Below are 729 nucleotides of genomic sequence, written 5' to 3'. Positions count from 1 at the left end.
AAAATGGCAATATGAGAAACATAATGTAAGGTATATGGTTGCTTATTTATACATCCTTACTAAAATTGAAAGCTATTCACGTATTAGCTTTAACATCCCAAATCAGATTAATCCGTTCAGCATCCTGAGATACTGTTGTTCATTCTTGATGTTAAGGGTAATTCATCAATTACAGATTGTTCGGTAATCATTATATTGTAATGTGCGATAATTTAATATTTGATATCGCTGAGGGGTAAAGTGATGTGTGACGTTAAATTAAATATGATAATGCTTAGAATATTTACAATCTGTTTTTGCCTGGTTCCTGCAATTACATTCGGACAGGATGCATCCAATACAATCCCTAAACAAAGCGCTGTTAAAGATACTTCCAGGCAAACCGACCTGATTGACATTGCTAAGGACCTGTTTCATATAGCTCCACAAAAACCAAGAGTACAGCGGGAAAAGAAAATATACTTTTCGATCCTTCCCATTCCGGGTTCTGTGCCGGGCGGAGCCGGCCGGGCTTTGATTACCAGTACCACTGCAGGCACTTACCTCGGCCCTCAAAGCACGACTAATCTTTCCAGTGCTAATTTTGCACCATACTGGAACCTGCACAGCAGGTTTGGTTTACCACTCCGTTCCAGCATCTGGTTAAGGGATAATAGCTGGAATATACAAGGGGATATCCGATTCCTGAGATATCCGCAATATACCTGGGGCTTGGGCAGCAGGAATGAT

The 729-nt window shown here is 40.5% G+C and carries 1 pseudogene; it reads left to right on the top strand.

The window, feature by feature from the left end:
- Nucleotides 1-270 precede the first annotated feature (270 nt).
- Nucleotides 271-729, top strand: a pseudogene (locus AC59JO_RS29545) (BamA/TamA family outer membrane protein); the annotation flags it as partial.

Source organism: Mucilaginibacter sp. A5337 (assembly GCF_059690695.1).
This window is presented reverse-complemented; position numbering and strand designations above follow the sequence as displayed.